This window comes from Pseudomonas sp. ATCC PTA-122608 (assembly GCF_001952855.1).
Classification (GTDB): Bacteria; Pseudomonadota; Gammaproteobacteria; order Pseudomonadales; family Pseudomonadaceae; genus Aquipseudomonas.
The window spans coordinates 137,412-146,637 of the sequence record NZ_LPNO01000010.1; the positions used below are offsets into that span (position 1 = coordinate 137,412).

Here is a 9,226-nt window from a genome sequence, read left to right on the forward strand (position 1 = left end):
CAACATGCGTCGCCGGGCCGTCGCGCTATCAGTAACCGCGCTCGAAACTCACTTCGCCGCGCAACGTTTCCTGCGCCTGATACGCCCGCAAATTCTCGACAAACAACCGCACCATCATCCCCGGCGAAGTCGGCGCCGAGCTGTGCCCAGTCAGCAGCAAGCCCCAGGCGGTCCAGAACGGATGGCGCTGTGGCAATGGCTCTTGCCGGCAAACGTCAATCACCGCGCCCGCAAGATGGCCTTCCTTCAAGGCTTCCACCAGGTCCGCATCGACCACCGCCACACCGCGCCCGACGTTTATGAACAACCCGGTCGGCTTGAACTGTTTGAACAACGCCGCATTGTACAAATCATGGGTGTTCGGCGTGTTGGGCAGCAGGTTTACCACGTAGTCCACCTCGCCCACCAGGCGCGGCAACTCTTCCAGCCCGGCGACTTCGATAAACGGCGCCTGCTCACGGGCTTCGCTGGCGATGCCATACAACTCAACACCAAACGGCAGCAGGAATTGCGCGACGCTACGGCCGATATCACCCGTACCTACGATCAGCACCTTGCGCCCCGCCAGGCTCTGGCCCATGCGGTTATCCCACTTGCGCTCGACCTGGCTGACCAGGCGCGCCAGCACTTCACGCTCATGGCCGAGCATGTAAGTCAGCACGTATTCGGCCATCACCTGGCCAAAAATGCCTACGGCGCGGGTCAGGCGATAATCCCGGGGCAGGCCTTCAGCCAGCAGCGGCGTGATGCCTGCCCAGGTCGATTGCAGCCATTGTGGCTGATGGCCCTGGCGCAACAAGGTGGCCAGGAGATCCGGCTGGCCCAGCCACACCGGGCAGTCGGCCGCCAGGCGCGACAATTCAGCGGAGTCGCCGCTGGTCATGACCTCAAGGTCCGGCGCCGCTTCGCGCAGCAGCCGGGCGTACAGCGGGTGATCGTGTTCAGCAATCAGAACGCGCATGGTTCAAACCTTTCAAAAACACTGCAGGCGGCCGCCGGTCCACTTCACTGTCCCTTGCGGCCGCCGCCAAAAATTGAATTCCATTGATGAATGTGCCCCGGACGGGGCACTGACCGATCACATCGGGTCATTCCGTCGCAGCAGCTCTTCGGGCAAGTGTTCGATGTACTCGTCCTCGGCCGGCGGCATTTGCAGGTGGTAGCCCTGCTTCTCGAGGTTCTCCAGAACTACGGTGATGTCCTCGCGGGACAGCTTGCGCTCCGGGCTCAGCACCAGGTCAAAGGCGTGGTGCGGTTTGCCGAAAGCGGCCAGCAGACTTTCCGGCACGCGCTCCAGTGCATCGCTTTTCAGCACGTAGAGGTACATCTCGTTTCGTTTGAGGCTGCGATAGATGGAGCAGATACGTTTCAAGGCTGTTCTCCGGCAGTGGCCAGGCTGTCCAGCAGCGCCTGGCCCATCAATTCGCGGCGCCAGCCACGCAGCGAATCTGGCAATTGGTAAGGCCCCTCGGGGTAGCCACTCTTGACCAGGGCTTCGAGGGTTTTCTTGCGCAGCATCAGTTCCGGCGCCATGTCCAGGCGTTCAGCCTCGGCCTGGCCAAGGGCGCGCAGTTGCTTGATCAGCGTGGCGGCGTCCACCGGCAATGGCTCGGCGACCGCCGGTGGCCACTGGTCCATGGGCACGCTGCCGGCACGTTTGATCAGGCCCAGCAGGAACTCGCCGTCCTGGCGCACCGTGCGCGGGTGCATGTCTTCGATTTTGCCCAGCGCGGCGAGGTTATCCGGCTGGGATTTGGCCAAGGGCCATAACGAGTGTTCACGAATGATCCGGTTGCGCGGCAAGTCCCGGGCACGGGCTTGCTGCTCGCGCCAGGCGCACAGTTCGCGCAATACCGCGAGCTGGGCACGGGACAGTTTCCAGGCCAGCTTGGCGTCGCGGTAGACCTCGTAGGGGTCGACTTCGCGGCGTAGGTTGGCCACCAACTCGGCACCGTCTTCCAGGACCCAGGCGTATTTGTCGTCGGAAAGCTTCGGGCGCAGGCGTGTGTAGACTTCCGCCAGGTGCACCGCGTCTTCGGCGGCGTAGCTGATTTGCGTCTCGGACAATGGCCGCTGCAGCCAGTCCGAACGGGTTTCACCCTTGGGCAGGTCGATATCGAGGACGGCTTGCACCAACCGCGAATAGCCCATGGAGAAGCCGAGGTTCAAATACGCCGCCGCCAGTTGGGTGTCGAACAACGGCACCGGCAAGCTGCCGGTCAGGCGCAGCAACACTTCCAGGTCTTCGCTGCAGGCGTGCACCACCTTGATCACCGCCGGGTTTTCCAGCAAGGCGGCCAAGGGTTGCCAATTGTCGATGGTCAGGGGGTCGATCAGGTAAGCGCGAACGCCATCACCGATCTGGATCAGCCCGGCAATGGGATAAAAGGTGTCGACCCGCATGAATTCGGTGTCGAGGGCGACGAATGGCAACTGCTGCCATTCGGCGCAGTGCTGGCCGAGGCTATCGTTGTCGCAGATCCAGTGAATATCGATGGCCACACGGCTCTCCCTTGAAGAATGGCGCGCAGTATATATCGCGAAAGGGAGTTGCGAGCATTCGCAGTACAGCATCCGCCATGAAAACTCTTACAGGAGCTGAAGAATAGTCCGACAGTCGGTGCTTATCCTCTCTTACGCAGGACATAGACCCGCCACATGGCCGAACCGGGCATGAACTCCTGTTGAGTGAGGACCTTGAAACCGGCCTGGCGAAACTCGGCTTCCACTTGAGCCCGGTGGCTGGCGAGTGGCGTCCCGGCGGGCTGCAACGCTCGATAGCCGCTGTCACTGTTGACCGAGACGATCACCGTGTCGCGACTCACCCGGTGAAATTCAACGAGCAGCGCCAGGCGCCCTTCGGCCGTCGGCACATGACGAAACAACTCCATGCAAAAAATGCAGTCCACCGCGTTGGCCGACAGGCCGATGGAAAACGCCGAGCCCTGGAAGGTCTTGATCCGCTTGAGCAAGGCAGGCGCGTGGTGGGTACGGGCGTGGTCGAGCATGTCCTGGGAGTTGTCCGACGCGAGGATCACCCGATTGGTGTGCTCGGCCAGTACCGGCCAAAACCGCCCCGTGCCGCACGCCAGGTCAAGAATCAGCCCCGGCTCGCCGGCGATTTTCAGCGCACGGCGCACCAACTGCTCATCGCGCCAAAACCCCAGGCGCCGCAGTAAACCCGGAGGGCGCGTGTCGGCGCAGACCCGGGCATGCTCCTGGCCTGTGCGTTCGGCAAATTCAATCTCGATGGAAGACGGCGGTTGCGACGGCATCACACGACTCTGTTAATGGATCAGACATTCGCAGCTTAACCACTGACTCGTGAAAAAAAGGTCGAAGGATTGTTCGCCGTTCGTACCGAGCCAGTATCCAGCGCACAGCCTGTCTGTTAACTGTCTGTGATCAGGGCTTCATCTTCAGGCCTGGTGCAAATACCAGCGCCAGTCCTGTTCGCCCACTTCGCCCATGAACTGGCGGTACTCGGCCCGCTTGACCGCCAGGTACACGCCGAGGAATTCGCCGCCAAACGCTTCCCGCGCCCAGGTCGAACCTTCGAGTGCGCGCAAGGTGGTCAGCCAATCGGTGGGCAACAACTCCTTGGCCTGGGCGTAACCGTTGCCTTCCACCGGCGCGCCGGGGTCGCGCTGTTCGCGGATACCCCGATGGATACCGGCCAGAATCGCCGCCGCCGCAAGGTACGGATTGGCGTCGGCGCCGCAGATGCGGTGTTCGATATGCCGGGAAAACGCCGGTCCGCCGGGCACCCGCAGTGTGACGGTGCGGTTGTCCACGCCCCAGGTGGCGGCCAGCGGCGCGTAGCTGTTGGTCTGGAAGCGCCGATAGGAGTTGGCGTTGGGGCAAAACATCAGCAACGAGTCGAGCAACGTACTGAGCATGCCGCCCACCGCATGGCGCAACAGCGGCGTGCCGTCGGGAGCTTCGCTGGCAAACAGGTTATTGCCGTCGCGGTCCGCCAGGCTGACGTGCATGTGCATGCCAGTGCCGGCCAGATCATCGAAAGGCTTGGCCATGAAACACGCGGTCATCCCGTGCTTGTGGGCCACGCCCTTGACCAGCCGTTTGTAACGCACCGCCTCGTCCATGGCTTGCAGGGCATCGCCGCGATGTTCCAGGGTGATTTCCACCTGGCCCGGGGCGTATTCGGAAATCGCCGTACGCGCCGGAATGCCCTGGAGTTTGCAGGCGCTGTAGAGGTCGGCGAGGAACGGTTCGATCTGTTCCAGCTCCCGCAAACCGTAGACCTGGGTCGAGCGCGGTCGGCCGCCATCGACATCCCGCGCCGGTTGCGGGCGGCCGTTGCTGTCGGGTTTCTGGTCGAGCAAATAAAACTCCAGCTCTGCTGCCATCACCGGGTAATAGCCGTCGGCCTTGAGGTCGTCGATCACCTTGGCCAGCAAGTGCCGGGGATCGGCCACGGTGGCGGGCATGCCTTCGGTGGGGTGCATGCTGACTTGCACCGCCGCCGTCGGGATCAGCCGCCAGGGCATGCGCTGCAAACTGCCGCTGACCGGGTAGGCGCGGCAGTCGATATCGCCGACTTCCCAGACCAGCCCGGAGTTCTCCACGTCGTCGCCATTGATGGTCAGGCCGAGGATGGTGCTCGGCAGCGGCCGGCCACTTTCATAGACCGCCGGCAGTTCATCGCGGTGCAACAGCTTGCCCCGGGGCACGCCGTTGTTATCGAGGATGAACAGCTCGAACATCTCGATATCCGGGTTCTGTTCAAGAAAGGATTGGGCTTCGTGCAGGGTGGCAAAGGGCGTGCTCATGGGCATTCTCATACGTTCGCGTCAGGCAGGCGCGCAGGCGCTGCCGGGCAGATGCGCGGGGCATCCATGGGGCAAATCAACGTAGGAGAAAAGTGTCCGGTGGGCGTGCGTGGCGGCAATGCCACAGCGCCCAGAAGGCGAGTTCGGAGGGAAGCGCATCAGCGGTGATCCGACGACGATCCGGACGGCTGGACGCGGTAGCGCCTGGCGATGTCTCAGGGTGTGTGTCGGGGGAACCGTCCATGCGCAAATCACAGTGAAGAGATGCCGGGCAGCCTCACACGCGAGGTTAAGCCGTTAAATCCAGTCTTGACGGAGTTTGGTTGTGCCGTGGCTAAACATTTGCAAATAATGGCGCCCCTGCTCATGCCCAAGGACCCGACCGCATGAAAGCTATGCTGACTCTTTCCCTGCTGGCCGGCCTGTCCGCCCAGGCCCTGGCCGACAGCCCCGTGTCGCGCCTGGATGAAGTGCTGCAACGCGGTGAAATGACCGTCTGCACCACCGGCGACTACAAGCCCTACACCTATCTGCGCCCGGACGGCAGCTACGAAGGCATCGACATCGCCATGGCCCAATCCCTGGCCAAGAGCCTTGGGGTGCAGGTGAAGTGGGTGCCGACCACCTGGAAAACCCTGATGCCGGACTTCCTGGCCCAGCGCTGTGATATCGCGGTGGGCGGTATTTCGGTGTCCCTCGAGCGGCAGAAGAAGGCATTTTTCAGCCAGCCATTGGGCGTCGACGGCAAGATCCCGCTGGTGCGCTGCGCCGATGTGCAGCGCTATCAGACGGTGGAGCAGATCAACCAGCCGCAGGTTCGGGTGATCGAGCCTTCGGGCGGTACCAATGAAGTGTTTGCACGGGCGCACTTGGGTAAGGCACAGCTGACGCTGTTCCCGGACAACGTGACGATTTTCGAAGAGCTGCTGGCCAACAAGGCCGACGTGATGATCACCGACGCCAGCGAAGCCCGGTATCAGCAAAAACTCAAGCCGGGGCTGTGTGCGGTGAATCCCGAGCGCTACATGCAATACAGCGAGAAAGCGTTTTTACTGCCTCGCGATGACGTGGCATGGAAGAGTTATGTGGACCAGTGGCTGCACTTGAGCACGGTGACCGGGGTGTATGACGGCATCATCAATCAGTGGTTGGCTGCGCCCTGACCAGATCGACAAACGCCCTGCACGCGGCGCTGCGATAGCCTCCCTTGCGACTGAGCAACGCCGCCGTGCGTTGCGGCAACGGCGGGCTTAGCGGCACCGCCTGCAACCCCGGTTGTACCTGGGCAATCGCACTGGGCAGGATGGTCGCCAACTGGGTGCTCCGTACGATTTCGATAATCGCGCTGATGGAATTGGCCTCCACGGCAATCAGAGGTTTCACCGCCTGGCTGCGAAAATATTCATCGATATAGCGGCGCGTGGCGAAGCCTGAGTTCAGCAACACCAGTGGTTGCTGAAGCCACGACTGTTGGCCGATATCAGCATGGCCAGAACTCACCACCACACTCAACGCTTCGACAAACACCCCTTCACACGCGATATCCGGCAAATGCTCGCCGGTAAAACCGATGCCGATATCCAGCAAATCTTCCGTCAGTGCTGCCTCCATGCGGTCCTGGGTCAGTTCCTCGACACTCACTGTAATTCCCGGATACAGCCCGTTAAATCGGGCCAGCAACGGCCCGATCAGGTAAGCGGTAAAGGTCGGCGTCATCGCCAGGCGCAAGCTGCCACGACTCAAGTCCTGCACGTCATGCATGGCGCGGGTGCCGGCCTGCAGATCCTGCAACGCCAGGCGCGCAAACCGCACATAAGCCTCGCCCGCGTCGGTCAGGCTGACGCTTCTGCCGGAGCGATCCAGCAGCGGTGCGCCCAAGGTATCTTCCAGTTGCTTGATCTGCTGCGACAAGGTCGGCTGCGACACATGCAGCGCCTCGGCCGCCCGAGTGAAATTACGGTGCTCGGCGACGGCCAGCAGGTAGCGGATATGACGCAGCAACATGAATGGCTCCAACTATAGGCACGACTTATAGAAACTATAATAAGCCGGTCTTGGACGCTATAGCTGAAAACTTCCATCCTTGCCCCATCAGCGACGCAAGGAGAACCACCATGCAAGACCTCATCGACGGCTTTCGCAAGTTCCAGGGTGAAGCCTTCACTCAACGCAGCGACCTGTTCAAGCACCTGGCTACCACACAAAACCCCGGCACGCTGTTCGTGTCCTGTTCCGACAGCCGCGTAGTCCCGGAGCTGTTGACCCAGCAGGAGCCTGGTGACCTGTTTGTAATCCGTAACGCCGGCAACATCGTGCCGTCCTACGGACCAGAGCCCGGCGGCGTGTCGGCCACCGTCGAATACGCGGTAGCCGTTCTCGGCGTCAGCGACATCGTGATCTGCGGCCACTCCGACTGCGGCGCCATGACCGCCATTTCCACCTGCAAATGCCTCGACCACTTGCCTGCCGTGGCCAACTGGCTGCGCCACGCCGAGTCGGCCAAGGTGATCAACGCCGCCCGCACTCACGCCTCCGACGCCGACCGGCTGAACTCGCTGGTGAGGGAAAACGTGGTCGCCCAGTTGGCCAATCTCAAGACCCACCCTTCCGTGGCCCTGGCCCTGGAACAAGGCCGGCTGAGCCTGCACGGCTGGGTCTACGATATTGAAAGCGGCGGCATCGACGCCCTGGATGGCCGCAGCGGGCGCTTCGTGTCCCTGCTCGACCACCCGACCACCCGCGCCCACGCGGCTTGAACCTTATTCAACCCCAAGAGGAAATCATCATGTTGCAATCCCAATTCGCCCAATCCCCTCGCCTGGCCCTGGCCGACACCGTCATCGACATCAAGGCGCGCAAGAACCTGTCGTGGCAGGACCTCACCGACGGCACCGGCCTGAGCCTGGCGTTCGTCACCGCCGCCCTGCTCGGCCAGCATCCACTGCCGAAAGATGCTGCCGATGTGGTCTGCGAAAAGCTCGGCCTCGACCAGGACGCCAGCCGCCTGCTGCAAACCGTGCCCCTGCGCGGCAGCTTCCCCGGCGGTGTGCCGACGGATCCGACCATGTACCGCTTCTATGAAATGTTGCAGGTCTACGGTTCGACCCTCAAGGCCCTGGTGCACGAGCAGTTTGGCGACGGCATCATCAGCGCGATCAACTTCAAGCTGGACATCAAGAAGGTCGAAGACCCGGACGGCGGCTCCCGCGCGGTGATCACCCTGGATGGCAAATACCTGCCGACCAAACCGTTCTGATTGGCCGGTAAACCGTCTACGCTCTTGGCACACCAACAAGAACGAGGGACGGGTAATGAAGGCAATGCTCCGAGCCACCTGGCTGCTGCTGTTGTGTTTTGGCCAGGTGCACGCCGCCACCGCTGAGGAGGCGGATGCCCAAGCCGCCAAGGCCTTGTTGGAAAAGGCCTTGGCGTATTACCAGAGCAATGGCGACAAAGCCTTTGCGGCGTTCAGCCGACAGGGTGAGTTCGTCGATCAGGACCGTTATGTGTTCGTGGTCAACACCAAGGGCGTGCTGCTGGCAAGTGGCGGGCCCTCTTCTGCGTTGATCGGGCGCAATGTTTCCGAGGTGCTGGGGCCGGATTTGAACAAGTCGTTCAAGGATGCGTTGGGGGTGCCTGAGGGCAGTGGCATTCAGCAGGCCGATTACCGTTGGCAGAATTGGAATGACGGTAAGGTTGAGCGCAAGCATGTGTATTACCAGCGTGTTGGGCAGCGGATTCTGGCCGTCGGCTACTACCTGCCGCGGGCGACGCCGGAACATGCCAAAGCCCTGCGAAACAAAGCCGTCAAGGCGCTTGAGAAGGACCCGGTTGGGACGCTTAAGGCGATCAACGACATGCAGGGTGGTTTTCTGCAGGACGATTTGTATGTGTTTGTGGTTGATCTTGATACCCAGCGCTACGTCGCTCATGGCACGACTCCGCGGTTGGTGAATACGGATTTCAGCAAGATCAAGGATCCCGACGGGAAGCCGGTAGGTGAGCCGATATTGGCGGTGATGGCGGAGCAGGATCAGGGGGAATACAAGTACCGCTGGAAAAATCCGGTGACCGGGAAGGTTGAGAACAAGCATGCGTACTTGCGCAAGGCTGGGCATTTTATGGTGGCTGTGGGGTATTACAGTCCTTGATGGGTGTATATCCGTTTTTTGGGTTGGGGCTGATATGGGTTCCGCTCTTACAGCCATCCCTTTCAAGGTCTTGGTTTAAAATCCCCTAACCAATCCAGTCAGGGCGACGAAACTATGTGGGACAAGGTTTTAGAACGGTTTGAAAAACTAGCACCAGCCAGTGTCATGACCAAGTTGGTCTTAGAGCAGGCGGTAGATGCCGAGTGGGTTGACAAGGTGTTCGATGATCACCGCCAACGGCAGTACTCACGTGAGCTTTTATTTTCAACCGTTGTTGAGCTG

The 9,226-nt window shown here is 61.3% G+C and carries 10 protein-coding genes; 4 read left to right on the plus strand and 6 right to left on the minus strand.

Annotated features, from left to right (window positions below; genetic code table 11):
• Positions 1–28 precede the first annotated feature (28 nt).
• The 5 genes from AU074_RS11420 to AU074_RS11440 all read right to left on the minus strand — a co-directional run bounded on the left by AU074_RS11420 (position 29) and on the right by AU074_RS11440 (position 4,793).
• Positions 29–961, minus strand: coding sequence for a D-2-hydroxyacid dehydrogenase (locus tag AU074_RS11420; RefSeq protein ID WP_076014816.1), 933 nt, complete (start codon positions 959–961; stop codon positions 29–31).
• A gap of 117 nt (positions 962–1,078) precedes the next feature.
• Complete coding sequence (locus tag AU074_RS11425) at positions 1,079–1,372, minus strand: YcgL domain-containing protein (protein WP_003210667.1); 294 nt, start codon at positions 1,370–1,372, stop codon at positions 1,079–1,081.
• Positions 1,369–2,502, minus strand: a complete 1,134-nt coding sequence (gene rnd / locus AU074_RS11430) for a ribonuclease D (RefSeq protein WP_063032544.1) — start codon at positions 2,500–2,502, stop codon at positions 1,369–1,371. The genes AU074_RS11425 and rnd overlap by 4 nt, the downstream gene beginning before the upstream one ends.
• A gap of 122 nt (positions 2,503–2,624) precedes the next feature.
• Positions 2,625–3,275, minus strand: coding sequence for a class I SAM-dependent methyltransferase (locus AU074_RS11435; protein WP_076014817.1), 651 nt, complete (start codon positions 3,273–3,275; stop codon positions 2,625–2,627).
• A 144-nt stretch (positions 3,276–3,419) separates the two neighbouring features.
• Positions 3,420–4,793 carry a glutamine synthetase family protein gene (locus AU074_RS11440; protein ID WP_076014818.1) on the minus strand — a complete coding sequence of 458 codons (1,374 nt, stop codon included), beginning with the start codon at positions 4,791–4,793 and terminating at the stop codon, positions 3,420–3,422.
• Between the two features lie 386 nt (positions 4,794–5,179).
• Between AU074_RS11440 and AU074_RS11445 the strand changes: the two genes are divergently transcribed.
• Positions 5,180–5,956, plus strand: coding sequence for a transporter substrate-binding domain-containing protein (locus AU074_RS11445; protein WP_076014819.1), 777 nt, complete (start codon positions 5,180–5,182; stop codon positions 5,954–5,956).
• On the opposite strand, the gene cynR is transcribed toward AU074_RS11445, so the two are convergent.
• Positions 5,931–6,797 carry a transcriptional regulator CynR gene (gene cynR / locus AU074_RS11450; protein WP_076014820.1) on the minus strand — a complete coding sequence of 289 codons (867 nt, stop codon included), beginning with the start codon at positions 6,795–6,797 and terminating at the stop codon, positions 5,931–5,933. The genes AU074_RS11445 and cynR overlap by 26 nt on opposite strands.
• Before the next feature lie 110 nt (positions 6,798–6,907).
• Between cynR and AU074_RS11455 the strand changes: the two genes are divergently transcribed.
• The 3 genes from AU074_RS11455 to AU074_RS11465 are packed head-to-tail and all read left to right on the plus strand — an operon-like array spanning position 6,908 to position 8,944.
• Positions 6,908–7,549, plus strand: coding sequence for a carbonic anhydrase (locus AU074_RS11455; RefSeq protein ID WP_063032552.1), 642 nt, complete (start codon positions 6,908–6,910; stop codon positions 7,547–7,549).
• 29 nt (positions 7,550–7,578) lie between these two features.
• Positions 7,579–8,049 carry a cyanase gene (gene cynS, locus AU074_RS11460; protein WP_076014821.1) on the plus strand — a complete coding sequence of 157 codons (471 nt, stop codon included), beginning with the start codon at positions 7,579–7,581 and terminating at the stop codon, positions 8,047–8,049.
• Positions 8,050–8,104: 55 nt separating this feature from the next.
• Positions 8,105–8,944, plus strand: coding sequence for a cache domain-containing protein (locus AU074_RS11465; protein ID WP_076014822.1), 840 nt, complete (start codon positions 8,105–8,107; stop codon positions 8,942–8,944).
• Positions 8,945–9,226 lie beyond the last annotated feature (282 nt).

Bases quoted from the DNA above. Each gene is read 5' to 3' on its own strand.
- AU074_RS11465 (WP_076014822.1), top strand. From the start codon at position 8,105: ATGAAGGCAATGCTCCGAGCCACCTGGCTGCTGCTGTTGTGTTTTGGC.
- AU074_RS11435 (WP_076014817.1), bottom strand. From the start codon at position 3,275: ATGCCGTCGCAACCGCCGTCTTCCATCGAGATTGAATTTGCCGAACGC.
- AU074_RS11455 (WP_063032552.1), top strand. From the start codon at position 6,908: ATGCAAGACCTCATCGACGGCTTTCGCAAGTTCCAGGGTGAAGCCTTC.
- AU074_RS11445 (WP_076014819.1), top strand. From the start codon at position 5,180: ATGAAAGCTATGCTGACTCTTTCCCTGCTGGCCGGCCTGTCCGCCCAG.
- cynS (WP_076014821.1), top strand. From the start codon at position 7,579: ATGTTGCAATCCCAATTCGCCCAATCCCCTCGCCTGGCCCTGGCCGAC.
- AU074_RS11420 (WP_076014816.1), bottom strand. From the start codon at position 961: ATGCGCGTTCTGATTGCTGAACACGATCACCCGCTGTACGCCCGGCTG.
- AU074_RS11440 (WP_076014818.1), bottom strand. From the start codon at position 4,793: ATGAGCACGCCCTTTGCCACCCTGCACGAAGCCCAATCCTTTCTTGAA.
- cynR (WP_076014820.1), bottom strand. From the start codon at position 6,797: ATGTTGCTGCGTCATATCCGCTACCTGCTGGCCGTCGCCGAGCACCGT.